The following is a 23,470-nucleotide window of genomic DNA, read 5'->3' as shown; positions in this document are numbered from 1 at the left end:
CTAACGCGGCGCCGGCGGTCGCGCCCGCCAGTAGCGCGGCTGCGCCTGCCGGAACATCGACAAGGCAAAGCCCCCGGGCGCAGTGTCCATGGTCACCGCGCCGGTTTCATCGGTCCGGTAGCGCAGGACGCCCGCGCGGCCGTAGCGCTCCCACACCTCGCCGCTCGGGTGGCGATAGCGGTTGGCATAACCCAGCTGGAACACCGCCGCCGACGGGCGCACCGCCTCCAGCCAGGCTGCGCCGGACGAGGTGCCGCTGCCATGGTGGGCCACCACCAGCACGTCGGCACGCAGCGCCTCGGCCGGCAACCTGTCGATCAACGCAAGCTCCTGCGCCACGCCGATATCGCCGGTCAGGAGCAGGCTGTGCGCCGCCGCATCCACGCGCAGCACGCAGCTGCGCGCATTGCTGGCAATGGCGGCCTGCTGCGCCTGCTCCGCGAGCGGATGCAGCACGGTAAAGCGCACGCCGTCCCACTCCCATTGCTGGCCCGCCGCGCATGGCGGCCAGTCATTGGCCGCCGACCCAAGCAGGACGTGACCGGCAGGCGCGCCGGTGCTGCGCGCGGCCACCGCCACCGCCGCCGCGACGTCCGCCACGCCGCCGGCATGATCGGTGTCTTCATGGCTGACCATCAGGTGGTCGAGCCGGCCGATCCCCTCGCCCCGCAGCAATGGCACCACCACCTGCGCACCGGCGCTGGATCCCGACCCATAGGCCGGCCCGGCGTCATACAGCAGCGCATGCGCGCGCGTCCGCACCAGCACCGCCGTGCCCTGCCCCACGTCCAGCATCACGGCGCGGAACTCGCCGTGCGCAACCGGTGGGCCGCGCGCCAGCAGCATCGGCAGCATCAGCAGCCCGCCATGCAGGCGCACGCGCGCGGAAGCGACCGGCGCGACCAGCAACCCGACCCCGAGCGCGGCCAGCACCAGCGCCAGGGGCCCCGCGCTGGCCGCTTCCCACATCGCCCATGGCAGCGCGGAAAGCCAGCCCAGCACCGCGGCCAGCGCCACCATGGCCTGGTGGGCCACCGCCAGCACCGGCCCGGCCAGCGCCATCGGCAAGGCCGCGCCGAGCAGTGCCAGCGGCGTCACCAGCAAGCTGACGAGCGGGATCGCCACCGCATTGGCCAACGGCGACACCACCGATACCTGGCCGAACAGCAGCAACGTCAGCGGCACCAGCCCGATGGTCACGGCCCACTGCGTGCGCACCGCGGCGGCGAGCGCGGACCGCAGGCGTTGCCAGTGCCCTTGCGCCGAAGCATCGCGGCCGACGCGGGCCGCGAAGAAGATCACCGCCACCGCGCCGAAGGACAGCCAGAAGCCGGGCAACATCACCGCCCACGGATCCAGCAGCAATGCCACCAGCGCCGCCCAGGCCAGCACCACCGAGGCGGGCGGCGCACGCGCACCCCACACCGCAATGGCCGCCACGCAGAGCATGGCCACGGTGCGCAGCGCCGGGATCTGCATGCCGGCCAGCAGGCCGTAAGCCAGCGCACTGGCCACGGCCGCCACCAGCGCGGCCTGCCGGGCCGGCAGCCGCAGCGGTAACGGCCGGCGCAGCCAGCGGCCGAGTCCGAACGAATGGCGCCACAGCAGCCGGGCAAGCGACGCCGCCATGCCGGCGATCATGGTGATATGCAGCCCGGAGATCGCGACCAGATGGCTGACGCCGGTGCGCCGGAACAGTTGCCAGTCGTCCGCATCGATGCCGCGCTGGTCGCCGATGACCAGCGCGATCAGCACCGCGCCGAAGCGCGCATCGGCCGGCAGCGCCGCGCGCAGGTGATCGCGCACGGCGGCGCGCCCGGCCTCAATGCGCCATGCCAGCCGCTCCGCGGACGCGTCCTGCGGCGGCCCTTGTGCGTGGCGCACATAGCCGGTGGCGCCATAGCCCTGCGCCAGCAGCCAATAGGCGTAGTCAGAACAAGGATTGGCGAGCCCGCGCGGACGCCGCAGGCGTAGGGTCAGCGTGAGGCGCTGCCCGGGACGCAGGTCGGGCGGCGCACCACGCCAGTTGAGGATCACGCGGCGCGGCAGAGGCTGGCCCGCTTCACCCTGCTCAACAGTGAAAGCAAAACGCGTCCCGGTGGCGCCATCCGCCGGCAGCCCCGACACCACGCCGCGCACGTCGAGGTCGCGCGCCTCCAGCGTGGCCGGCAGCCAGTCGCGCATGCGCAGTTCGGCCCGCCAGGCCGCCCAGCAGAAGGCGGCGCCGAACGCCAGCCCGGCAAGCGCCAGGCCATGCGCCGCCACATGCAGCCGCCTGCCCCACAAGACCATGCCGAGCGCGACCAACGCCAGCACCACGGCGCCCAGGCGCAAGCCATCCTGCTGCGGCAGCGTTGACTGCTGCTGCAGCATCCAGCATCCCGCGACGAATGCCACCACGAACCAACGCACGGCACCTCCCCCGGCTGATCTTGCATAGCCGGAGTTGTACCCGCGCGGGGGCGCGCCGAGCTTGTCAGCCCGTCAAGAAGAGTTGGAAGTTGTGTGTCCGGTAGAAACCGGGGGCGCCATGGTGTCCGCAAACGCTGCCAGCCGCGGCATCGCATCGACGGCATTGCGCCACGTCGCCTGCGCCAGCGTCATCGCATCGATGCCGCGCAATTCAGCCATCACACGCGCCACGCCCGCCACCTCCGCCGGCGTGTTGCGCGCCTTGTGCTGTTCGCCGAACTGATCGTCAGACAGCCACGCCGGCGCCATATCGGGTGCGTCGGTTTCCAGCACCAGCGACTCCAGCGGCAGCTCCGTCGCCAGCCGGCGGATCTGCCGCGCACGGCTGAAAGTGACGTTGCCGCCGAAGCCGAGCTTCAGGCCCTGCTCGACAAAGCGCCGCGCCTGTTCATTGCTGCCGTTGAAGGCGTGGGCAATGCCGCGCTTCACCCCCAGCTTGCGCAGTTGCGCGCCAACCTGGTCCTGCGACTTGCGAACATGCAGCAGCACCGGCAGGTCAAATTCGCGCGCGATCTTCAGCTGCTCCGCGTAGAGCCAGGTCTGGTGCTCCGCATCCAGCCCCGCGACGAAGAAGTCGAGCCCGATCTCGCCGATGCCGACAAAGCGCGGGTCGCCCATGCTCGCCACCACCTCGCGCCGCAGCGTGTCAAGGTCGGCCTGGCCGGCGCCGGGCGAGCACAGCGGATGGATGCCGAGCGCATAGACGCAGCGCGCATCGTGGCGCGCCAGCGCGCGCACGGCCTCGAAGTTCCACGCTGCCACCGCCGGCACCACGATGCCGCGCACGCCGGCGGCCTCGGCCGCGTCGGCCACCTGCTGGCGGTCAGCGTCGAACTCGCTGGCGTCGAGGTGGCAGTGGGTGTCGATCCACATGGGCCGGGCCGGCTCAGCGTTCCTGGTGCAGGTGTCCGTCGCGCAGCCGCAGCACGCGGTCGCAGCGTCCGGCCAGGTCCAGGTCGTGGGTGACGATGATGAAGCTGGTGCCGAGCGTGCGCGACAGTTCCAGCATCAGGTCATAGACGCCGCCGGCGGTGTGGTCGTCGAGGTTGCCGGTGGGTTCGTCGGCCAGCACACAGGCCGGCTGCCCCACCAGCGCGCGCGCGATGGCCACGCGCTGGCGCTCGCCACCGGACAGCTCGCCCGGGCGGTGCTTCGCGCGCCCGCCCAGGCCCACGCGCTCCAGCATGGCCTGCGCCACGCCGCGCGCGTCATGCTGGGTCAGGCCGCGGATGCGCATCGGCATGGCCACGTTGTCCAGCGCGGTGAATTCCGGCAGCAGGTGGTGGAACTGGTAGACGAAGCCCAGCTGGCGGTTGCGCACCACGTTGCGCTCGCGCTCGCGCAGCGCCGTGAAGGGCTTGCCGAGCAGCGCGACGCGGCCGGAGTCGGGCTCATCCAGCCCGCCCAGCACATGCAGCAGCGTGCTCTTGCCCGAGCCCGAGGCGCCGACGATGGCAACCTTCTCGCCGGCATCGACGCGCACATCGACGCCGCGCAGCACGTCCACGTCGAGTTCGCCCTGGCGGAAACGCTTGGTCAGGCCCTCGGCCACCAGCACCGGCGAGCCGGTGCGCGGCTGGTCCGCGGCGGGCGTGGGGGTATCGGCGTGCAACACGGCTTCACTCATAGCGCAGCGCCTCCGCCGGGTTGACGCGGGCGGCACGCCAGCTGGGATAGAGCGTGGCCAGCGTGGCCAGCACGAAGGAGATGATGCCGATGGTGGCGATGTCGTTCACGCGGGGATCCGAAGGCAGTTCGCTGATGAAATAGATGTCGCGCGGCAGGAACTGCACGTGCAGCAGCCGCTCGATGAAAGGCACGATCACGTCGACATTGGTGGCGATCAGCGTGCCGCCGGCCACGCCCAGGATGGTGCCGATAAAGCCGATGGCCACGCCCTGCACGATAAAGATCTTCATGATCGAGCCCGGCTGCGCGCCCATGGTGCGCAGGATGGCGATATCGGCCTGCTTGTCGGTGACGGTCATCACCAGCGTCGACACCAGGTTGAACGCGGCCACTGCGATGATCAGCGTCAGGATGATGAACATCATGCGCTTCTCGGTCTGCACCGCGGCAAACCAGTTGCGGTTCTGCTTGGACCAGTCGCGCAGGTAGAGCTCGCCCGACATGGTGCCGGCCAGCTCGTTGGCCACCTGCGGCGCGCGCTGCATGTCCTGCAGCTTCAGGCGCACGCCGGTGGGGCCGCTCAGGCGGAACAGGGTCTCGGCGTCATGCATGTTGACCAGCGCCAGCGCGCTGTCGAACTCGAAATGCCCGGACGAGAACACGCCCACCACGGTGAACTGCTTGAGCCGCGGCAGCACGCCCGCCGGCGTGATGGTGCCCTGCGGCGCCACCAGCGTGACCTTGTCGCCGACCTGCACGCCCATGGCGTTGGCCAGCTCGTTGCCCAGCGCGATGCCGAAGCCGCCCGGCTCCAGCGCCGTCATGCTGCCGGCCCGGAACTGGCTGCCGATGTCGGAGACCTTGGGCTCCTGCGACGGCTCCACGCCGCGCAGCAGCACGCCGCGCACGGCGTCGTCGCGGGTCAGCATGGCCTGGGCCGCGACATAGGGCGCGGCGCCGGTCACTTCCTTGTTCTGCAAGGCTTCGGCCGCGGTCTTCTGCCAGTCCGGCAGCGCCGACGGGCCGATCACTTCGATATGCGCCAGCACCGACAGCATGCGGTCGCGCACTTCCTTCTGGAAGCCGTTCATCACCGACAGCACCACGATCAGCGCGGCGACGCCAAGGGCGATCCCGAACATCGAGATCATCGAGATGAACGAAATGAAGGTGTTGCGGCTGGCGCGCTTGCTTGCGCGGGTGTATCGCCAGCCGATCTGCCACTCGTAGGGAAAGTTCAAGAGGATTCCTGTTGTTTCGGGAAAGCGCCGGTGCCCGGTGGAGGGGCGCCGGCGGCACGCATGCGGGCCGTCGGGTGCGCCGCCTGCCTCTCGCAAGACTGGCGCCGGCCAGCCGGGAGTTTACAATCTCGCCACCATGATGACGCACCTGACCCTGATTGTGCCCTTTTCCGTCCCGCCGGGCGCCGGCGACGACGGCCGGGACGATGTCGTTCCCGGCGCGTTGCTGCGGCAGTTGGAGCTGCCCGCGCTCGGAAAGTTGCTGACCCGGGCCGAGCCCGGCCCGCGCGAGCGGCATGACGACCCCTTCCTGCGCAGCCTGCCGCAGGAGCGCTGGCTGGCCGGCAAGGCGGGGCTGGACCCGGTCCGGGTGCCGCTGGCGCCCTATATGCGGCTGGCCGACAGTGGCGGCGCCGTCCCCGCCACCCCCGATGGCCAGTCCTGGACCTGCCTGCAACCGGTGCACATCCACGCCGCGCGCGATCACCTGGTGCTGATGCCGCCCGCCCAGCTGGGCATCCGGCCGCAGGAGGCCGCGACCCTGCGCGCCGCCATCGACGAACTGCTGCTGGAATCGGGCATCGCGCTGGAATCGCCCTGCCCGCAGCGCTGGTACCTGCCCGAGGCCGTATTCGGCCCGCTGGAGGCGACCACGCCGCTGCGCGCCGCGGGCCGCAATATCGATATCTGGATGCAGGCCGGCGAACGCGCCCGCGACTGGCGCCGCCTGCAGAACGAGATCCAGATGACCTGGTATGACCACCGCGTCAACCAGGCCCGCGAGGCTGCCGGCGAGGCGCCGGTCAATTCGGTCTGGCTGTACGGCGGCGGCGCGCTGCAGCCGGTGCCGCGGCTGGCCGATACGGTGCTGAGCAACGATCCCTTCCTGAGCGGGCTGGCCCTGGCCGCGGGCAGCCGCGTGCTGCCGGTGCCGGCCGGCCTGGCTGGCGCCAGCGGGGTGGAGGGCACGGTGCTGGCCATGCTCGACAGCGCCACCGAAGCGCATATCGCCGAAGACTGGGGCCTCTGGCTGGACCGCATGCATGCGCTGGATGCCGACTGGTTCGCGCCGGCACTGGAAGCACTGGTGGCCGGCCAGGTCGGCGCCATCACGCTGGTGCTGGCCGGCGAGAACCACTTTGCCGAGTTCACCGTGCGCCGCGCCGACCTGCGCAAGTTCTGGCGCGGCATGGGCCAGCGCGGCGACTGGCGCGCGCTGCTGTCCGACCTCGCCTATGCCGCATAAAGCTGCCTGAAGCCGCCTGACACGCGCCGCCCCGACCGAAACCTCACCTGCCGCCCCGCCCATGACCCGGATCGCCATCCGCCAGTACTCTCCCGAACACGCCAGCTCGCTGGCCGCCGCCGGCCTGCACCCTACGCTGGCCCGCATCCTGGCCGCGCGCGGCGTGGCCCGCGCCGCCGAACTGGCCACCGACCTGCCCGAGCTGGTGCCGCCCGCGGCCATGAAGGGCATCGGCCACGCCGCGGCCTACCTGGCCGACGCCATCGGCGCCGGCAAGCGCCTGCTGATCGTGGCCGACTATGACTGCGACGGCGCCACCGCCTGCGCGGTGGGCGTGCGCGGGCTGCGCATGCTGGGCGCGCGGGTGGAATACATCGTGCCGAACCGCTTCGAGTACGGCTACGGCCTGACCCCGGAGATCGTGGCGCTGGCGGCCAGGCAGCAGCCGGACGTGATCGTCACGGTCGACAACGGCATCGCCAGCGTCGACGGGGTGGCCGCGGCCAATGCGCTGGGCATCGACGTGGTGGTGACCGACCACCACCTGCCGGGGTCAGAGCTGCCGCAGGCCGCGGTGATCGTCAACCCGAACCAGCCGGGCTGCGAATTCCCCAGCAAGAACCTGGCGGGCGTGGGCGTGATGTTCTACGTGCTGCTCGCGCTGCGCGCCGAACTGCGCCAGCGTGGCGTCTATACCCAGGCCGCGCAGCCGCCGCTGCAGACGCTGCTGGACCTGGTGGCGCTGGGCACGGTGGCCGACGTGGTCAAGCTGGATACCAACAACCGCATCCTGGTGGCACAGGGCCTGCGCCGCATGCGCGCCGGACGGATGCAGCCGGGCGTGGCGGCGCTGTTCCGCGCCGCCGGGCGCGAGGCGGCGCGCGCCAATACCTTCGACCTGGGTTTCGGGCTGGGTCCGCGCCTGAACGCGGCCGGCCGGCTGGCGGACATGTCGCTGGGCATTGAATGCCTGCTGACCGAAGATGCCAACCGCGCCTGGGAGATCGCGCAGGAGCTGGACAGCATGAACCGCGAGCGGCGCGACATCGAGGCCGGCATGCAGCAGGAGGCGCTGCAGATCCTGGAGCAGCCGCTGGCCGGCCCGGACCCGTCGGCGCGCTTCACCGTCAGCGTGTTCAACGACACCTGGCACCAGGGCGTGATCGGCATCGTGGCGTCGCGTCTGAAAGACAAGTTCCACCGCCCCACCATCACCTTCGCCCCCGGCGACGAGACCACCGTCAAGGGCTCGGGCCGCTCGATCCCCGGCTTCCACCTGCGCGATGCGCTTGACCTGGTGTCCAAGCGCCATCCCGGCATGCTGCTCAAGTTCGGCGGCCACGCCATGGCGGCCGGGCTGACCGTGCGCGCCGAGCGTTTTGCCGAGTTCCAGGAGGCCTTCGAGGCGGTCGGCCGCGAATGGCTGACCGACGACCAGCTGGCGCGCGTGATCGAGACCGATGGCGATATCGAGGACCAGTGCTTCAGCCCCGAATTCGTCACCCTGCTGGAGCAGCAGGTATGGGGCCAGGGCTTCCCGGCGCCGACCTTCTGCGGCGAGTTCGACGTGCTGCGCCAGAGCGTGCTCAAGGGCAAGCACCTGAAGCTGCAGCTCGGGCGCGGCAGCCAGCGCTTCGACGCGATCTGGTTCAACCATGCCGACTCGCTCGGCGCCAGCGCACAGGTGGCCTACCGGCTCGACAACAACACCTTCAACGGCGTCACCCGCGTGCAGCTGGTGATCGAACACGCGCAGTAGCGTGCTCCCGGGGGCTTCCGCCCCCCGTTCAGCCCCGCGACGGCAGGTAGGCAGCGGGATCCACTGGCTTGCCGTTGCCGCGCACCTCGAAGTGCAGCTCGCTCGGGCTCGCACCCATGCGGCCCACGTCCTGCCCTGCCGAGACCTGGGCGCCTTCCGTGACCAGCGGCTGGTCCAGGTTGCCGTAGACGGTCAGCCAGTCGTCGCTGTGCTTGACGATCACCAGCATGCCGTAGCCGCGCAGGTTGCCGACGTGGATGGCGCGCCCGGCGGCGGCCGCGCGCACCGCGCCGTTGGCCGGCACCGCGATGCTCAGGCCCTTGCTGGCCGGCGGCGAGAAGCCGGCGGTGACGCGCCCGTCGGCCGGCCATTGCAGGCGGATGCTGCTGGCGGGCGGCCGGGAGGCCGAGCCGCTGTCGACACACGGGGTATCGGTCACGGCCTGGCCGGCCGAAGCACTGCCTGAGGCACCACCCGGCGGCCGCACGCGGATCAGCTGGCCCACCTCGATCTGGCCGGGGCTGGTGATGTCGCTGTTCCAGCGGGTCAGGTCGCGTACGCTGCGGCGGTGCTTGCGCGCGATCGAATACAGCGTGTCGCCGCGCTCGACGCGGTAGTAGCCGTCCGGCACGGGACCGCCCGTGGTGCCGCAGCCGGCCGCGACCGCGGCCGCGGCGGCCAGCAGCAGGCCCAGCGCGCGGCGCCGGCCTGGTTCGATGTCATGTCTGGTTTGCGTCATTCGTCCCTGTTCTTTGTCGTGCCGGGGGCGGCTTGCGACCCGTATTATCGCCGCGTGCATCGCCCGGCACCGGCGGATAGACCGCGCCGCGGCCAATCCGTTCGGTCCGCGGCCCGCCCGAGGCGGTCCGGAAGCCCCGGGTTGCCGCGCCGATCCGCTATAATTCGAGGTTTTCGAAGCGCAGGAACATCATGGAAGCAGAACGCCTCAACGCCATCTCCGGTGCCATCTCCGATCTCCGTTCGCGAACGGAAGATCTACGGGGGTATCTTTGACTACGATGTCAAAGTAGGAAGGCTGGACGAAGTCAACGGTTTGCTGGAAGACCCCGACGTCTGGAACAACCCCAAGCGGGCCCAGGACCTCGGCAAGGAAAAGAAGGCAATCGAGGGCGTGGTAAGCGTGCTCAGCAAGCTCACCGACGACCTCAGCGGCGCCGAAGAGCTGTTTGAGCTCGCCAGGGAAGAAGGCGACGACGACACCCTCGAAGCGATCGAGGCCGACGTCAAGGGCTTCGAGGAGATCGTCGCGGGCATGGAATTCCGCCGCATGTTCTCGGGCGAGATGGACCAGGCCAACGCCTTTATCGACATCCAGGCCGGCGCCGGCGGCACCGAAGCGTGCGACTGGGCCTCGATGCTGCTGCGCCAGTACCTGAAGTACTGCGAGCGCAAGGGCTTCAAGTCCGAGGTGCTGGAAGAGTCCGAAGGCGACGTGGCCGGCATCAAGAGCGCGACCATCAAGATCGAGGGCGAATACGCCTTCGGCTACCTGCGTACTGAAACGGGCGTGCACCGCCTGGTGCGCAAGTCGCCGTTCGATTCGTCGGGCGGGCGCCATACCTCGTTCTCGTCGGTGTTTGTCTACCCCGAGGTCGACGATTCGTTCGAGGTCGAGGTCAACCCGGCGGACCTGCGCGTGGACACCTACCGCGCCTCGGGGGCGGGCGGCCAGCACATCAACAAGACCGATTCGGCGGTGCGGATCACGCACATCCCGACCGGTATCGTGGTGCAGTGCCAGAACGACCGCTCGCAGCACCGCAACCGTGCCGAAGCCATGTCGATGCTGAAATCGCGCCTGTACGAGCACGAGATGCGCAAGCGCCAGGCCGAGGCCGACAAGCTCGAAGCCGGCAAGACCGACGTGGGCTGGGGCCACCAGATCCGCTCCTACGTGCTGGACCAGAGCCGCATCAAGGACCTGCGCACCAACGTGGAAATGTCCAACACCCAGAAGGTGCTGGACGGCGACCTGGACCCGTTCATCGAGGCCAGCCTCAAGCAGGGACTGTAAGGCCGAATCGGGCCGCCCGCCCCGCGCCCTCCGGCGCGGGGCGGCACCCGCGGCGGCACAGCAACATCACCGCAATCGCTGGATCATCGCTGTACCGCCGCAGCTGCGGCCTTTCCGACCGGGGCACCATGAGCGAAGCCAATCACCTCTACATCATCACCGGCGCCTCGCGCGGGCTGGGCGCGGCACTGACCAATGCCCTGCTCGTGCCGGGCAACCGACTGATCTGCGTGGCGCGCAGCCGCAACAGCGAGCTCGAGCGCATCGCCACCATGAGCGGCGTGCCGGTGGCCTGGCACCTGCAGGACCTGTCGCAGGCCGGCCCCGCCGCAACCTGGCTCGCCAGCGTGCTCGATACGCTCGACCTCCCGCCGACCAGCGCCACGCTGATCCTGAACGCGGGCGTGGTCGAACCGATCGGCCCGGTCACGCGCCTGCAGGAGAAAACCCTGGTGCCGCACCTGCTGACCAACCTGGCGGCGCCGATGACGATGACCGCGGCGTTCCTGGAGCGCACCGAGAAGTTCGACTGCCCGCGCAAGGTGCTGGCGATCTCCTCCGGCGCGGCGCGCCGCCCGGTCGAAGGCTGGAGCGCCTACTGCGCCGGCAAGGCCGGGCTGGACATGTTCATGCGCTCGGTCAACGCCGAGTACGCCCAGGCCGAAGCCCCGCGCACCGTGCGCGCAGTGGCGCTGGCCCCGGGCGTGATCGACACCGGCATGCAGGCCACCATCCGCAATGCCGACTTCGCCCAGGTGCAGCGCTTCCGCGAGCTGAAAGCCAATGAACAGCTGGCGTCGGCCGAGGAAACCGCCGGCCGCATCGTCGCCTACCTGCACCGCCCGGATTTCGGCAGCATCGAGCTGGACGATCTCCGCAACTACTAAGCCGCACCCATCAAGCCATCTGAATCCGCGCGCGGCACGCCGCGCGCGATCCGACAAGACATCATGACTGAACCGAACCGCGCCCAGGCCAAGCCAGCCGCCGCAGACACACCCGCCGTCGACGAGAACAAGATCATCGCGGAGCGGCGCGAGAAACTGGCCACGCTGCGCCAGCAGGGCGTGCCCTTCCCCAACGATTTCCGCCCCACCCACCAGGCCGCCGCGCTGCAGGCGCAGTACGCCGAGACCGAGCAGGCCACGCTCGAGGCCGCGCCGGTCGAGGTCGCCATCGCCGGGCGCATGATGCTCAAGCGCGTGATGGGCAAGGCCAGCTTTGCCACGGTGCAGGACGGCAGCGGCCAGATCCAGTTCTACATCACCCGCGACAAGGTCGGCGAAGAGGTCTACGCGGCCTTCAAGCACTGGGACCTGGGCGACATCATCAGCGCCCGCGGCGAGCTGTTCCGCACCAACAAGGGCGAGCTGTCGGTGCAGGTGCGCGAACTGCGCCTGCTGTCCAAGTCGCTGCGCCCGCTGCCGGACAAGTTCCACGGCCTGGCCGACCAGGAAATGAAGTACCGCCAGCGCTATGTCGACCTGATCGTGTCGCCGGAAACACGCAACACCTTCCGCGCCCGCACCAATGCGATCTCGTCGCTGCGCCGCCATATGGCCGATGCCGGCTTCATGGAAGTGGAAACGCCGATGCTGCACCCGATCCCGGGCGGCGCCGCGGCCAAGCCGTTTATCACGCACCACAATGCGCTGGACATGCAGATGTTCATGCGCATCGCGCCCGAGCTGTACCTGAAGCGCCTGATCGTCGGCGGCTTCGAGCGCGTGTTCGAGATCAACCGCAACTTCCGCAACGAAGGGGTGAGTCCGCGCCACAACCCCGAGTTCACCATGATGGAGTTCTATGCGGCCTACACGGACTACCGCTGGCTGATGGACTTCACCGAGGACCTGATCCGCAAGGCCGCGATCGATGCGCGCGGCAGTGCCGTGCTGACCTACCAGGACCGCGAGCTGGACCTGTCCAAGCCGTTCCATCGGCTGACGATCTGCCAGGCGATCCAGAAGTTCGCACCGCAGTACACCGATGCGCAACTGGCCGATGCCGGGTTCCTGCGCACCGAGCTGAAGAAGTTCGGCGTCAACACCAACGCGCCGCAGTTCCTCAACGCCGGCCTGGGCACGCTGCAACTGGTGCTGTTCGAGGAAACCGCGGAAAGCCAGCTGTGGGAGCCGACCTTTATCGTCGACTACCCGGTCGAGGTCTCGCCGCTGGCACGCGCCTCGGACACGGTGCCTGGCATCACCGAGCGCTTCGAACTGTTCATCACCGGCCGCGAGATCGCCAACGGCTTCTCGGAGCTGAACGATGCCGAGGACCAGGCCGACCGCTTCCGCAAGCAGGTCGAACAGAAGGACGCCGGCGATGAAGAAGCCATGTACTTCGACGCCGACTACATCCGCGCGCTGGAATACGGCATGCCCCCGACGGGCGGCTGCGGCATCGGCATCGACCGCCTGGTGATGCTGCTGACGGATAGCCCGAATATCCGCGACGTCATCCTGTTCCCGCACCTGCGCCGGGAAGATTGAGCAAGCGCTTTGGCAAGATGAAGCCCCACCGAATCGGTGGGGCTTTTTCCTTGGGGCGCCGCCAATGTCATGCCAAGCCGCCGAATGTTACAGCCTAGCCCCGTGATATGCGCCCCAACCAACCATAAGGCATTGATATAAAAGATATTTTCCGCCTACATATATTTACAAAAACAAACGGAAAACCCCACCCGCTTCGGCCACACTGGTTCCATCCCAACGCGGCCTTCGCCGCACCGGAGCCATAGCAATGCAAAGCCAAGCCACCCCGAACGACAACACCCCTGCCCCGCTGCCGCCGCAACGCCGGCTGCATCCGCTCGTCGGTGCGGCAGCCGTCGCCGTGGTGATCGCCAGCCTGACCGCGGTCGCCGCCGTCACTGGCGTGCTGCCGATCGGCAAGGCCAGCCCTGACCTGCCGGCGCAGGCCGGTGCGCAGGCAGACCCGCAAGGGCCGCTGCCGGTCACGGCAGCGCCCGCCCCGGGCAGCACCACCCGGCCGCCGGTCTACAACGACGGCCAGCAGCGCCCGGCCGGCCAGGATGCCGCCGGTTCCTCGCAAGCCGCGCCACGCACCGCCCCGGCACGCCAGGCCGCGCAGCGCGACAGCGAGCCGCGCGCCAGCCAGCGTGCCGACACCGAGCGCCACGCTGCCAAGGGCAGCCCCTACGCCGGCCGTATCGTCTCGGTGACCCCGATCCAGACCCAGAAGCCCAACACCAGCGGCCTGGGCGCGCTCGGCGGCGCGGTGGTGGGTGGGCTGCTGGGCAACCAGGTCGGCAAGGGCAATGGCCGCATCGTCGGCACCGTGGTGGGTGCCGTGGGTGGCGGCGTGGCGGGCAACCAGATCGAGAAGACCGTCAGCAAGGACACGCACTATGAAGTGCGCGTGCGCATGGATGACGGCAGCCACCGCACCTTCACCTACGAGAAAGACCCCGCCGTGCAGCCAGGCGAGCGCGTGCACCTGGAGAACGGCGCGCTGATGCGGGGCTGATCCGGCTCCCGCGCAGCGGCAAAGCAAAAGGCCGGCAATTTGCCGGCCTTTTGTCGTCATCCCGATACTGCGTCGCTTATTCGGCTTCCTGGATCCAGGCCTGCTGGATCGCCTCCAGGATCTTCTCGCCCGAGCGCTCGGGCGCGTCGGCAAAGCCGTCGAGCTCCAGCACCCAGCGGCGCAGGTCAGTGAAGCGCACGCCCGCCGGATCGACATCCGGGAACTTGTCATACAGCGCTTCGGCAATGGCGTAGGTATCGGTCCACTTCATGGGATTGTTCTCCGCTGAGATTTGCCGGCCGCTCAGTGGCCTTCCTTGGCGTGGTTGATGGTGTACTTCGGGATCTCGATGGTCAGGTCTTCATCATCGACGATGGCCTGGCACGACAGCCGCGAATTCGGCTCCAGCCCCCAGGCCTTGTCGAGCAGGTCTTCTTCCTTCTCCTCGGCCTCGTTGAGCGAATTGAAGCCCTCGCGCACGATCACGTGGCAGGTGGTGCAGGCGCACGACTTCTCGCACGCATGCTCGATCTCGATGCCGTGCGAGAGCAGCGCGTCGCAGACGCTGACGCCCTTCTCGGCTTCGATCACCGTCCCTTCCGGGCAATATTCAACGTGGGGCAAAACAACGATCTGTGGCATGTGGTGTCCTGATGTCTGTATGTCGGTGCGGGCCCGGTGATCAGCCCAGCTCCTGCACCTTGCGCCCGGCCAGCGCGCTCTTGATCGAACGGTCCATGCGGCGGGCGGCGAATTCGTCGGTACCGTGCGACAGCTTCTCCACCGCGGCGTGGATGGCGTGGTGGTCTTCGCCGGAGGCGATCTCGCGCACCGTAGCCATCAGCGCCTCGACCGCGGTGCGCTCTTCCGCCGACAGCAGGTCGCCATCGGTTTCCAGCGCGCGCTGCGTGGCCTCGACCAGCCGGTCGGCTTCCACGCGCTCTTCGGCCAGCGCGCGGCTCTTCATGTCGTGCTCGGCTTCGCGGAAGCTTTCCTGCAGCATGCGCGCGATATCGTCGTCGGCCAGGCCGTACGACGGCTTGACCGTGACCGCGGCTTCCACGCCCGAATGCGTTTCGCGCGCGGTCACCGACAGCAGCCCGTCTGCATCGACCTGGTAGGTCACGCGGATGCGCGCCGCGCCCGCCACCATCGGCGGGATGCCGCGCAGCTCGAAGCGCGCCAGCGAGCGGCAGTCGCTGGCCAGCTCGCGCTCGCCCTGCAGCACGTGGATCGCCATCGCGGTCTGGCCATCCTTGAAGGTGGTGAATTCCTGCGCGCGCGCCACCGGGATGGTGCTGTTGCGCGGGATGATCTTCTCGACCAGGCCGCCCATGGTCTCGACGCCCAGCGACAGCGGGATCACGTCGAGCAGCAGCCAGTCTTCGCCCGGGGCATGGTTGCCGGCCAGCAGGTTGGCCTGCATCGCGGCGCCCAGCGCCACCACGCGGTCCGGATCGAGGTTGGTCAGCGGGGTCTGGCCGAAGTAGTCGCCCACGGCCTTGCGGATCGACGGCATGCGCGTGGCGCCGCCGACCAGCACCACGCCCTTGACCTCGTCGGGCGCGACGCCCGCGTCGCGCAGCGCCTTGCGCACCGGCGCCAGGGTCTTCTGCACCAGGTGCGCGGTGACCTGGTCGAAGATCTCGACAGTCAGCGTCAGGTGGACGATCTCGCCGGACTCCAGCACGGCGTCGATCACGGTGCTGTCGCTTTCCGACAGCGCTTCCTTGGCCGCGCGCGCCCGCACCATCAGCAGGCGCATGTCCTGCGCCGATAGCGGCTGCAGGCTGGCCTGCTCGACGATCCAGCACAGCAGGCGCTGGTCGAAGTCATCGCCGCCGAGGGCCGAGTCGCCGCCGGTGGCCAGCACCTCGAACACGCCCTGCGTCAGCTTGAGCACCGAGATATCGAAGGTGCCGCCGCCCAGGTCGTAGACCGCGTAGATGCCTTCCGAGGCATTGTCCAGGCCGTAGGCAATGGCCGCGGCAGTGGGCTCGTTGAGCAGGCGCAGCACTTCCAGGCCGGCCAGGCGCGCGGCGTCCTTGGTCGCCTGGCGCTGGGCCTCGTCGAAGTAGGCCGGCACCGTGATGACGGCGCCGACCAGGTCGTCGCCCAGCGTGTCTTCAGCGCGCTGGCGCAGCGTGGCCAGGATCTCGGCCGAGATCTCCACCGGGCTCTTTACGCCGGCGGCGGTCTTGATCTGCAGCATGCCCGGCGCGTCGACAAAGTCATACGGGCTGTGCTCGATATTGGCCACGTCGCGCAGGCCGCGGCCCATGAAGCGCTTGACCGAGACGATGGTGTTCTTGGGATCGCGCACCGCTTCTTCCTGGGCCCGGTAGCCGATATGGGCGGTACGGTCCGGCAGGTAGCGCACGACCGAGGGCAGCAGCGCGCGGCCGCGCTCGTCGCCCAGCACCTCGGGAATGCTGCTGCGCACCGCGGCCACCAGCGAATTGGTGGTGCCGAGGTCGATGCCGACGGCCAGGCGGCGTTGGTGGGGCGCCGGCGACATGCCGGGTTCGGAAATCTGGAGCAGTGCCATGGTATTTCTTTGCTGTCTTGTGCGGCAGTGGAAACCGCCATGCGGGTGGCATTGGGGAGCGGTTTTCGCGCCGGGCGCCATTGTGTCACGGCCCCGGCAAACGTGCCGGTCAGTGTTCCAGCCGGTCGATGGCCTCGCTGGTATCGTGCTCAATCTTCTCGATAAACATCAGTTGCCGCACCGCGCCGCCAGCCGCCTCGTTGTCGCCGGAATCCAGCAACGCGCCCAGTGCTTCGTGGCGCTCGCGCTTTTCCTGGCGCAGCTCGCGCAGCAGCGCATCGAGCCGGTCCACTGCGCGCTCTTCCACCGCTTCCTGCAGCGCTTCGCGCCATTCCATCTGCTGCATCAGGAAGGCCGGCGTCATGGCCGTGTTGTTCTCGGCCTGCACATCGACGCCGCGCAGCTTCAGCAGGTAGGTCGCGCGCCGCAACGGCTGGCGCAGCGTACGGTAGGCTTCATTGGCATGCGCGGCCCATTGCATGGCCACGCGGCGCTCGGCGGCGCCCGCCTTGGCAAAGCGGTCCGGATGCGCCTGCGACTGCACGGTGCGGTACGCCGCATCCAGCGCGGCTTCATCGACGCCGTACTGCGCCGGCAGGCCGAACAGCGCAAAAAAATCGTCTTTCAACTGCTTCCCCAAGAAAAAAGAGCGGCCGCGCCGCCCCTTTGTCCATTGCCGCCACGGTGCCGCTCAGGCGGGCTTGCGTGCCCACTCGGCCGGCGGTTCGTTGCGGTCGCACTTCAGGCAGTTCACCCGCATGCCGATCATGCCGGCGCGGCCCTGCTCGCTTTGCGTCCATGGCCGCGACTGCCATGGCGGGTCGTGCCGCATATGCTGGCCGTGCCCGCATTCGAGTTCGGCCACCCAGTGGCCTTCCTCGTCCCGGCGGAACCCGACGATGCTGCGCTCCACCGGGGCTTGCTTGCGCTGGCGCGCCTCAGACCGTGAAGGACTCGCCGCAGCCGCACTCGTCCTTGACGTTGGGGTTGTTGAAGCGAAAACCTTCGTTCAACCCTTCACGTGCGTAGTCGAGTTCGGTGCCGTCGATATACGGCAGGCTCTTGGCGTCGACGATGACCTTGATGCCGTGCGATTCGAACACCGCGTCTTCCGGCAGCAGCTCGTCGACGTATTCCAGCTTGTAGGCCAGGCCCGAGCAGCCGGTGGTCTTCACGCCCAGGCGCAGGCCCACGCCCTTGCCGCGGCGCTCCAGGTAGCGGGCCACATGCTTGGCCGCCTTCTCGGTCATGGTGATCATCGTTGCGTCTTCCTTCGTCGATGCCGTGGTCAGTGCGACAGAATCAGGCAGCCTTCTGCTCGGCGCCGTGCTTCTTCTTGTAGTCTTCGACGGCGGCCTTGATCGCGTCTTCGGCCAGGATCGAGCAGTGGATCTTCACCGGCGGCAGCGCCAGTTCTTCGGCGATCTGGGTGTTCTTGATCTCCAGCGCCTGGTCCACGGTCTTGCCCTTGACCCACTCGGTCACGAGCGAGGACGAGGCAATGGCCGAGCCGCAGCCGTAGGTCTTGAACTTGGCGTCTTCGATCACGCCCGCCTCGTTGACCTTGATCTGCAGCTTCATCACGTCGCCGCAGGCCGGCGCACCGACCATGCCGGTGCCGACCGCATCGTCGTTCTTATCGAACGAACCGACGTTGCGGGGGTTTTCATAGTGGTCGAGAACCTTGGTGCTGTATGACATTTTGCTTACCTCTTGCGTATCTTTGCGGGGGTATTGCTTTTTGTTCTGATGATCTGTGCGGGCGCGTCAGTGCGCGGCCCACTGGATCGAATTCAAATCGACGCCGTCCTTGAACATTTCCCACAGCGGCGACAGGTCGCGCAGCTTGCCGATCTTGCTCTTGAGCAGTTCGATGGTGTAGTCGATCTCCTGCTCGGTGGTGAAGCGGCCCACCGTGAAGCGGATCGAGCTGTGGGCCAGTTCGTCGTTGCGGCCCAGCGCGCGCAGCACATACGACGGCTCCAGCGAGGCCGAGGTGCAGGCCGAACCCGACGACACCGCCACGTCCTTGATCGCCATGATCAGCGATTCGCCTTCGACGAAGTTGAAGCTGACATTCAGGTTGTGCGGCACGCGCTGTTCCAGGTCGCCGTTCAGGTAGACCTCTTCCATGTCCGACAGGCCGTTCCACAGGCGGTCGCGCAGCATGCGGATGCGTTCGTTCTCGGTCGCCATCTCTTCGCGGGCGATGCGGAAGGCTTCGCCCATGCCGACGATCTGGTGCGTGGCCAGCGTGCCCGAGCGCATGCCGCGCTCATGGCCGCCGCCGTGCATCTGCGCCTCGATGCGCACGCGCGGCTTGCGGCGCACGTACAGCGCGCCGATGCCCTTGGGGCCGTAGGTCTTGTGGGCCGAGAACGACATCAGGTCGCACTTCAGCTTGCCCAGGTCGATCGCCACCTTGCCGGTCGCCTGCGCGGCGTCGCAATGGAAGATGATGCCCTTCTCGCGGCAGATCTCGCCGATCTGCGCGACGTCCTGGATCACGCCGATCTCGTTGTTGACCAGCATCACCGAGACCAGGATGGTGTCCGGGCGCAGCGCCTGCTTGAACACTTCCATGTCGAGCAGGCCGTTTTCCTTCACGTCCAGGTAGGTCACTTCAAAGCCCTGGCGCTCCAGCTCGCGCGTGGTGTCGAGCACGGCCTTGTGCTCGGTCTTCAGGGTGATGATGTGCTTGCCCTTGCCCGAATAGAAGTTCGCGGCGCCCTTGATCGCCAGGTTGTTCGATTCGGTTGCACCCGAGGTCCACACGATCTCGCGCGGGTCGGCGCCGACCAGTGCGGCCACCTGCTCACGTGCTTCTTCCACCGCGCGCTCCGCTTCCCAGCCGTACGCGTGGCTGCGCGAGGCGGGGTTGCCGAACTGCTCGCGCAGGTACGGAATCATCTTGTCCGCCACGCGCGGGTCCACCGGCGTGGTGGCCGAGTAATCCATGTAGATGGGGAAATGTGGGGTGCTCATCGTTATGACTGCCTTGTTAGGGACCGCTGATCGCTGTTTTGCTGTCGTTGCCTGGGCGCGCTCAGGACTGCGCCAGGCTGAAAACTGAATTCACCATTCTGGCCCGGACCGGCTTTTCCTGCTTGTCGGCCTTGCCGCGCGCAGCGGCCGCGACCGGCTGCGCGGCGTCTTCGCGCATGTCGTGCAGCACGGCAGGCTGGCGCTCGCGTTGCTGGTCCACCAGGTTCTTGAGGGAAACGGAGTCGAGGTACTCGACCATCTTCTGGTTCAGCGTCGCCCACAGTTCGTGGGTCATGCAGCGCCCGGAGCCGTCATCTCCGTTACAATTGCCCTTGCCGCCGCACTGGGTGGCATCCAGGGGCTCGTCCACGGCGATGATGATGTCCGCCACGGTGACGTCTTCGGCCTTGCGCGCCAGACTGTAGCCGCCGCCCGGGCCGCGCACGCTTTCAACAATCTCGTGCCGGCGCAGCTTGCCAAACAGCTGCTCCAGGTAGGACAACGAGATCTTTTGCCGCTGGCTGATGCCGGCGAGCGTGACCGGTCCCTGGTCCTGGCGCATGGCCAGGTCGATCATCGCAGTGACCGCGAAGCGGCCTTTGGTGGTCAGTCTCATGGTGCAGGGCTCTGGGGGTGAAGCTAATACTTGATCGTTTCCGTCAAGTATAAAGGTACCCGACTAATTCAGTCAACTACCCCTGCCGCAGCGCACCACGCCCCGATCACGCTTCGCGCCCGCGCGCGGCCGTCTCCGGGCCTGCCGCGCGCGGCGGCATCACCAGCGACAACGGGTGCTTCAGGATGCGCCGCCGCACGGCCGCGCTCAGTTCGGCGCGGTCCACGCGCCGCAGGTTGCGTGACCGCAGCGCCATATTGAACGCCAGCGCGAAGCTCACTGCCACGTTCAGCATCCCCATCAGCGCAATGCCCGCCACCGCCAGCCACAGCGACGGCATGCGCAGCGCATCCAGCCCCAGCACGCCGATGGCAGCGCCGACCGAGCCCGTCGACAGCGTCACATGGCGCACTTCCGTATGGGGCCCGAAGAAGCTCAGGATTTCCGGCCCCAGCCCCAGCAGCAGGCCCAGCGACACGTTGGCGGCTATGCCCGACAGGTTGCGCTTCCAGAAATCCGCCAGCCGGGTGGCGCCGCGCGCACCCAGCACGTACTGGAGGCGCCGGCTGTAGGCCATCACGTCATGCACGCGATGCAGCGCGAACCAGTTGTCGGCCCAGCCGGCAATCAGGCTGGACAGCCACAGCAGCACGCCGGTGAAGGCGGCATAGAGCGGCGTCGGGCCCAGGATCGAGAACGACTCGATGGTGGCAATCGCCTTGGCCGGCGTGATCAGGTTGGTGCCCAGCAGCTTGTGCGCCAGCCACTGCATCCCCAGCGCCACCGGGAACACCACCGCGAGGTTGCCGACGATCGCCGCCGCGTTGGAGCGGATCATGGCAATGGTGTCGTCGACAAATATCTCGCGCCCCTCCGGCCGCCCGGCCCCGTCCAGCCGGTGCGCCAGCGCCGGCCCGGTCATGGCCGGCTGCTTGGTCGCCAGCGTGAAGTGCGCAAAGTGGATGGCCAGGAAGCTGCCGGCGTAGTTGAGCGAGGCCAGCAGCCCCTCACTGAACTTGTCCAGGTGCAGGCCGTAGATCAGGAACTTCAGGTACACGGTGGCGACCGAGACCAGGCCGCCGCCGGCCGCGGCGCGCACCAGCTCGGCGTATTCCTTGCGGTCGCGCGTGATGTAGTGCTCGCCGGTCTCGGCCGAGCGCTCCACCACCTTGCGCGCCAGTTGCGCGAACGAGGTGCCGGCCAGGTGCGAGATGCTGCGCCGGGCCTGGGTCGATCGGATCAGCTCGGCCACCATGTGCGCATGCATGCCGGGCCGGTGGGGCTCGACCCAGGCCGCCAGCAGCAGCTCGATGCGGCTGAGCTGCACCTTCATGCGCTCGATCTGGAACACCACCTCGACCGACACGCCGTTGTCTTCCAGGTCCTCATACACCTGGCGGATCGCGGCATGGCAGCCGTCCAGCAGCGCGCGGAAGTAGTTCAGGCGGTGGCCGAAGCTGTTGTCGTCATGGCGCAGGCCCTCTTCACACAAGGCCTGGATGGCCTCGTCCAGGCGGAAGAACGGTGTCTCTGCCACGCGCCCGGCCAGGCGCGAACGGATCGCCTGGCTCAGGCCGGTGGCGCGCACCTGACTGACCAGCACCGCGATGCTGGTGGCCAGCGTCTGGCCCAGCGCATCGCGATAGTGCGCCATGCCCGCCGCTTCGCCCCCGGCGCTGCCGGCCTGCAGCACGCGCGCCAGCCGCGCAAGCAGCCCGTCGTCGATGGCTTCGACCCACTCCGCGTCCTCATCCCCGACGAACACCAGCGCAAACAGCCCCGCCATGTCGCTGCGGTTGGGCGGCGGCGGCAGGAAGCGGTTCTGCAGCCGGCCCACCATCTCGCTGACGAAGCCCGGGTGCAGGGCCACGCCGGTATCGCAGAACAGTCCGGTGGGGTCGTTCTCGCGCACCAGGCTGCGCACCGTCAGGGCAAAACGCCCGGCCCAGTCGGGATGCCGCTCCAGCACCTGCAGCAGGTAGCGCAGCCGCACATGCTCGGGGTGGCGGCGGTCCGTGCCAGGTTCCTGGCTGTCAGCATCGGCACCCAGCCCGCCATCGCGGCGGATCCAGAAGCCCAGCTCGATCAGCCAGCCGTTGCGCTCGGCCAGCGGCGCCTCAGGATCGGCAGCGGCCAGGATGGCGTCGAGCTGCAGGCTGGCATTGCGCGATTCGCGCCATTTGCGGAACAGTTTGTGAAGCATGGATTCTCGTGGGATCGGGCCGCCGGCCGCGGCGCTGGTAGCGTCGCGGCGCGGGCCGCAGAAAGGACGACGGAGCGGGCGCCGGGATCAGCCGGCGTTGCCTTGCAGGCGCTGGCGCAACTCGGCCACCAGGCCGTCGCAGGCATCTTCGATGTAGTCGAGCACGCGCTCGAAGCCATCGCCTTCGCCGTAGTAGGGGTCCGGCACCTCGTCGGCGTCGTGGCGGGTGGCGAAGCTCATCAGCAGGCGCAGCTTGGCGCCAGCATCGGGGCGCAGCCGCGCCAGGCCGGCCAGGTTCTCGCGGTCCATCGCCAGGATCAGGTCGAAGCGGTCGAAGTCAGGCAGGCCGACCTTGCGCGCGCGCAGCGCGGACAGGTCATAGCCGCGCTGCAGCGCGTGGCGCTGGGTGCGGGGATCGGGTGCGCGGCCCAGGTGGTATTCATGCGTGCCCGCCGAATCCAGTTCCACCAGCGCGTCCAGCCCCGCCGCAGCCAGCTTGGCGCGCAGCACGCCCTCCGCCGTCGGGGAACGGCAGATGTTTCCCATGCAACACATCAGGATGGCGTATGTCTTCATCGAATCACGGCTAGGCGGGAGTGGAACGGCGGGCGCAGCGGCACACGGGAGGGCCGCCGGCCGGACAGCCGCAATTCTACCCGCAGCCCTTCAGGCCAGCTGCTTGGCCAGCCGCTCGCCGTGCGCAAACCCGGCCACTTCCGCGGCCTCGCGCGATTTGTAGTGCTCGGTGATGCGCGAGGTCTCGGTCAGCGTGCCGGCGGCGCGAATATTGGTACCGGGGCGGCAGACGCGCACGGTGTAGGACCATTCGCTCTGTGAGCGCTGTTTGACCTGGACCTGCACTTCGTGGGTTTCATAGACCTTCTTCTTCCATTCACCGATATCGGTCATTGTGGTTCTCCACGGAAAATGGGGGATACCTGGCTAGTTGACCTCGCCGGCGTCGATCGCGCGCATGGCGCCGGCCTCCGCCAGGGCGATGGCCCCTTCGGGCGTGGGCGCGTCGCCCGCAATCGCCTCGTAGCTGGGGCCGGAAGGCTCGCCGAAGGCATCGGCGATGCGCATCTGCGCCGCAAACCCGCCGGCGGCATTGGGGACCGCGCTGACCACGACCGCGTAGCCGCCGTATTCAAACTGGCGTTCCATCTTGCCTCCTTCGCGGCAGCCTTCGCGCTTTCACCCTTCATGACCGGCGCCGCCGCGAATTTCACTATAGGCGAAGCGCG

The 23,470-nt window shown here is 68.5% G+C and carries 24 protein-coding genes; 6 read left to right on the top strand and 18 right to left on the bottom strand.

What is annotated here, in order from left to right; all coding sequences use genetic code 11:
- The 4 genes from AC3WLE_RS17950 to AC3WLE_RS17935 form a co-directional block, all read right to left on the bottom strand.
- Positions 1 to 2,412: a DNA internalization-related competence protein ComEC/Rec2 gene (locus tag AC3WLE_RS17950; RefSeq protein WP_492356914.1), complete on the bottom strand. Its 2,412-nt coding sequence runs from the start codon at positions 2,410 to 2,412 to the stop codon at positions 1 to 3.
- A 72-nt stretch (positions 2,413 to 2,484) separates the two neighbouring features.
- Positions 2,485 to 3,345, bottom strand: coding sequence for a TatD family hydrolase (locus AC3WLE_RS17945; RefSeq protein WP_492356913.1), 861 nt, complete (start codon positions 3,343 to 3,345; stop codon positions 2,485 to 2,487).
- A 13-nt stretch (positions 3,346 to 3,358) separates the two neighbouring features.
- On the bottom strand, positions 3,359 to 4,099 hold the full coding sequence (lolD, locus tag AC3WLE_RS17940; protein ID WP_010809010.1) for a lipoprotein-releasing ABC transporter ATP-binding protein LolD: 741 nt from the start codon (positions 4,097 to 4,099) through the stop codon (positions 3,359 to 3,361).
- Positions 4,092 to 5,342, bottom strand: coding sequence for a lipoprotein-releasing ABC transporter permease subunit (locus tag AC3WLE_RS17935; protein ID WP_492356912.1), 1,251 nt, complete (start codon positions 5,340 to 5,342; stop codon positions 4,092 to 4,094). The genes lolD and AC3WLE_RS17935 overlap by 8 nt, the downstream gene beginning before the upstream one ends.
- 136 nt (positions 5,343 to 5,478) lie before the next feature.
- On the opposite strand from AC3WLE_RS17935, the gene AC3WLE_RS17930 reads away from it, so the two are divergent.
- Positions 5,479 to 6,588 carry a hypothetical protein gene (locus AC3WLE_RS17930; protein ID WP_492320847.1) on the top strand — a complete coding sequence of 370 codons (1,110 nt, stop codon included), beginning with the start codon at positions 5,479 to 5,481 and terminating at the stop codon, positions 6,586 to 6,588.
- A gap of 61 nt (positions 6,589 to 6,649) precedes the next feature.
- Positions 6,650 to 8,347 (top strand): single-stranded-DNA-specific exonuclease RecJ, encoded by a 1,698-nt coding sequence (gene recJ / locus AC3WLE_RS17925; RefSeq protein WP_492320848.1) that lies wholly within the window; start codon positions 6,650 to 6,652, stop codon positions 8,345 to 8,347.
- Positions 8,348 to 8,375: 28 nt separating this feature from the next.
- On the opposite strand, the gene AC3WLE_RS17920 is transcribed toward recJ, so the two are convergent.
- Positions 8,376 to 9,086: a peptidoglycan DD-metalloendopeptidase family protein gene (locus AC3WLE_RS17920; RefSeq protein ID WP_492356911.1), complete on the bottom strand. Its 711-nt coding sequence runs from the start codon at positions 9,084 to 9,086 to the stop codon at positions 8,376 to 8,378.
- Positions 9,087 to 9,277: 191 nt separating this feature from the next.
- On the opposite strand from AC3WLE_RS17920, the gene prfB reads away from it, so the two are divergent.
- The 4 genes from prfB (at position 9,278) to AC3WLE_RS17900 (ending at position 13,874) form a co-directional block, all read left to right on the top strand.
- Positions 9,278 to 10,382 (top strand): peptide chain release factor 2 gene (gene prfB / locus AC3WLE_RS17915; RefSeq protein WP_492356910.1). Its coding sequence is split into 2 segments (ribosomal slippage): positions 9,278 to 9,358 and positions 9,360 to 10,382, totalling 1,104 coding nucleotides; the frame shifts between segments, so codons are not numbered across the junction.
- A 128-nt stretch (positions 10,383 to 10,510) separates the two neighbouring features.
- Positions 10,511 to 11,269, top strand: coding sequence for an SDR family oxidoreductase (locus AC3WLE_RS17910; protein WP_492352806.1), 759 nt, complete (start codon positions 10,511 to 10,513; stop codon positions 11,267 to 11,269).
- Between the two features lie 63 nt (positions 11,270 to 11,332).
- On the top strand, positions 11,333 to 12,877 hold the full coding sequence (gene lysS, locus AC3WLE_RS17905; RefSeq protein ID WP_492320851.1) for a lysine--tRNA ligase: 1,545 nt from the start codon (positions 11,333 to 11,335) through the stop codon (positions 12,875 to 12,877).
- Between the two features lie 250 nt (positions 12,878 to 13,127).
- Positions 13,128 to 13,874 (top strand): glycine zipper 2TM domain-containing protein, encoded by a 747-nt coding sequence (locus AC3WLE_RS17900; protein WP_492320852.1) that lies wholly within the window; start codon positions 13,128 to 13,130, stop codon positions 13,872 to 13,874.
- Positions 13,875 to 13,950: 76 nt separating this feature from the next.
- Here the strand turns inward: AC3WLE_RS17900 and iscX are convergent, their stop codons facing one another.
- From iscX to AC3WLE_RS17835, 13 genes are all read right to left on the bottom strand, one after another.
- The gene (gene iscX / locus AC3WLE_RS17895; RefSeq protein ID WP_010809019.1) at positions 13,951 to 14,145 is read right to left on the bottom strand and encodes a Fe-S cluster assembly protein IscX; all 195 of its coding nucleotides are present in this window, start codon (positions 14,143 to 14,145) and stop codon (positions 13,951 to 13,953) included.
- A 32-nt stretch (positions 14,146 to 14,177) separates the two neighbouring features.
- Positions 14,178 to 14,516 carry an ISC system 2Fe-2S type ferredoxin gene (fdx, locus tag AC3WLE_RS17890; RefSeq protein WP_010809020.1) on the bottom strand — a complete coding sequence of 113 codons (339 nt, stop codon included), beginning with the start codon at positions 14,514 to 14,516 and terminating at the stop codon, positions 14,178 to 14,180.
- A gap of 40 nt (positions 14,517 to 14,556) precedes the next feature.
- On the bottom strand, positions 14,557 to 16,422 hold the full coding sequence (gene hscA, locus AC3WLE_RS17885; RefSeq protein ID WP_492356909.1) for a Fe-S protein assembly chaperone HscA: 1,866 nt from the start codon (positions 16,420 to 16,422) through the stop codon (positions 14,557 to 14,559).
- A gap of 109 nt (positions 16,423 to 16,531) precedes the next feature.
- The gene (gene hscB, locus AC3WLE_RS17880) at positions 16,532 to 17,050 is read right to left on the bottom strand and encodes a Fe-S protein assembly co-chaperone HscB (protein WP_492356908.1); all 519 of its coding nucleotides are present in this window, start codon (positions 17,048 to 17,050) and stop codon (positions 16,532 to 16,534) included.
- A 63-nt stretch (positions 17,051 to 17,113) separates the two neighbouring features.
- On the bottom strand, positions 17,114 to 17,335 hold the full coding sequence (locus AC3WLE_RS17875) for a DUF3565 domain-containing protein (RefSeq protein ID WP_010809023.1): 222 nt from the start codon (positions 17,333 to 17,335) through the stop codon (positions 17,114 to 17,116).
- Positions 17,336 to 17,360: 25 nt separating this feature from the next.
- Positions 17,361 to 17,681, bottom strand: a complete 321-nt coding sequence (gene iscA / locus AC3WLE_RS17870) for an iron-sulfur cluster assembly protein IscA (RefSeq protein ID WP_010809024.1) — start codon at positions 17,679 to 17,681, stop codon at positions 17,361 to 17,363.
- A gap of 43 nt (positions 17,682 to 17,724) precedes the next feature.
- The gene (gene iscU / locus AC3WLE_RS17865; RefSeq protein WP_010809025.1) at positions 17,725 to 18,123 is read right to left on the bottom strand and encodes a Fe-S cluster assembly scaffold IscU; all 399 of its coding nucleotides are present in this window, start codon (positions 18,121 to 18,123) and stop codon (positions 17,725 to 17,727) included.
- A gap of 66 nt (positions 18,124 to 18,189) precedes the next feature.
- Entirely contained in the window at positions 18,190 to 19,413 is a 1,224-nt protein-coding gene (locus AC3WLE_RS17860) for an IscS subfamily cysteine desulfurase (protein ID WP_269446663.1), read from the bottom strand.
- Positions 19,414 to 19,468: 55 nt separating this feature from the next.
- Entirely contained in the window at positions 19,469 to 20,023 is a 555-nt protein-coding gene (gene iscR, locus AC3WLE_RS17855; protein ID WP_011614910.1) for a Fe-S cluster assembly transcriptional regulator IscR, read from the bottom strand.
- Positions 20,024 to 20,129: 106 nt separating this feature from the next.
- The gene (locus AC3WLE_RS17850; RefSeq protein ID WP_492356907.1) at positions 20,130 to 22,226 is read right to left on the bottom strand and encodes a site-specific recombinase; all 2,097 of its coding nucleotides are present in this window, start codon (positions 22,224 to 22,226) and stop codon (positions 20,130 to 20,132) included.
- A gap of 87 nt (positions 22,227 to 22,313) precedes the next feature.
- Positions 22,314 to 22,802: a low molecular weight protein-tyrosine-phosphatase gene (locus tag AC3WLE_RS17845; RefSeq protein ID WP_010809029.1), complete on the bottom strand. Its 489-nt coding sequence runs from the start codon at positions 22,800 to 22,802 to the stop codon at positions 22,314 to 22,316.
- 90 nt (positions 22,803 to 22,892) lie between these two features.
- Positions 22,893 to 23,135: a hypothetical protein gene (locus AC3WLE_RS17840; protein ID WP_035822940.1), complete on the bottom strand. Its 243-nt coding sequence runs from the start codon at positions 23,133 to 23,135 to the stop codon at positions 22,893 to 22,895.
- 33 nt (positions 23,136 to 23,168) lie between these two features.
- A complete protein-coding gene (locus AC3WLE_RS17835) occupies positions 23,169 to 23,390 on the bottom strand; it encodes a hypothetical protein (RefSeq protein WP_010809031.1) in 222 nt (73 codons plus the stop codon).
- Between the last annotated feature and the right edge of the window lie 80 nt (positions 23,391 to 23,470).

The organism is Cupriavidus sp. FW306-1B-F12B, from assembly GCF_058781795.1.
This window is presented reverse-complemented; position numbering and strand designations above follow the sequence as displayed.

What these genes read in the sequence shown, in the direction of transcription:
- AC3WLE_RS17945 (WP_492356913.1), bottom strand. Translation starts at nt 3,345, where the DNA reads ATGTGGATCGACACCCACTGCCACCTCGACGCCAGCGAGTTCGACGCT.
- lolD (WP_010809010.1), bottom strand. Translation starts at nt 4,099, where the DNA reads ATGAGTGAAGCCGTGTTGCACGCCGATACCCCCACGCCCGCCGCGGAC.
- AC3WLE_RS17930 (WP_492320847.1), top strand. Translation starts at nt 5,479, where the DNA reads ATGATGACGCACCTGACCCTGATTGTGCCCTTTTCCGTCCCGCCGGGC.
- recJ (WP_492320848.1), top strand. Translation starts at nt 6,650, where the DNA reads ATGACCCGGATCGCCATCCGCCAGTACTCTCCCGAACACGCCAGCTCG.
- AC3WLE_RS17920 (WP_492356911.1), bottom strand. Translation starts at nt 9,086, where the DNA reads ATGACGCAAACCAGACATGACATCGAACCAGGCCGGCGCCGCGCGCTG.
- AC3WLE_RS17910 (WP_492352806.1), top strand. Translation starts at nt 10,511, where the DNA reads ATGAGCGAAGCCAATCACCTCTACATCATCACCGGCGCCTCGCGCGGG.
- lysS (WP_492320851.1), top strand. Translation starts at nt 11,333, where the DNA reads ATGACTGAACCGAACCGCGCCCAGGCCAAGCCAGCCGCCGCAGACACA.
- AC3WLE_RS17900 (WP_492320852.1), top strand. Translation starts at nt 13,128, where the DNA reads ATGCAAAGCCAAGCCACCCCGAACGACAACACCCCTGCCCCGCTGCCG.
- iscX (WP_010809019.1), bottom strand. Translation starts at nt 14,145, where the DNA reads ATGAAGTGGACCGATACCTACGCCATTGCCGAAGCGCTGTATGACAAG.
- fdx (WP_010809020.1), bottom strand. Translation starts at nt 14,516, where the DNA reads ATGCCACAGATCGTTGTTTTGCCCCACGTTGAATATTGCCCGGAAGGG.
- hscA (WP_492356909.1), bottom strand. Translation starts at nt 16,422, where the DNA reads ATGGCACTGCTCCAGATTTCCGAACCCGGCATGTCGCCGGCGCCCCAC.
- iscA (WP_010809024.1), bottom strand. Translation starts at nt 17,681, where the DNA reads ATGATCACCATGACCGAGAAGGCGGCCAAGCATGTGGCCCGCTACCTG.
- iscU (WP_010809025.1), bottom strand. Translation starts at nt 18,123, where the DNA reads ATGTCATACAGCACCAAGGTTCTCGACCACTATGAAAACCCCCGCAAC.
- iscR (WP_011614910.1), bottom strand. Translation starts at nt 20,023, where the DNA reads ATGAGACTGACCACCAAAGGCCGCTTCGCGGTCACTGCGATGATCGAC.
- AC3WLE_RS17850 (WP_492356907.1), bottom strand. Translation starts at nt 22,226, where the DNA reads ATGCTTCACAAACTGTTCCGCAAATGGCGCGAATCGCGCAATGCCAGC.
- AC3WLE_RS17845 (WP_010809029.1), bottom strand. Translation starts at nt 22,802, where the DNA reads ATGAAGACATACGCCATCCTGATGTGTTGCATGGGAAACATCTGCCGT.
- AC3WLE_RS17840 (WP_035822940.1), bottom strand. Translation starts at nt 23,135, where the DNA reads ATGACCGATATCGGTGAATGGAAGAAGAAGGTCTATGAAACCCACGAA.
- AC3WLE_RS17835 (WP_010809031.1), bottom strand. Translation starts at nt 23,390, where the DNA reads ATGGAACGCCAGTTTGAATACGGCGGCTACGCGGTCGTGGTCAGCGCG.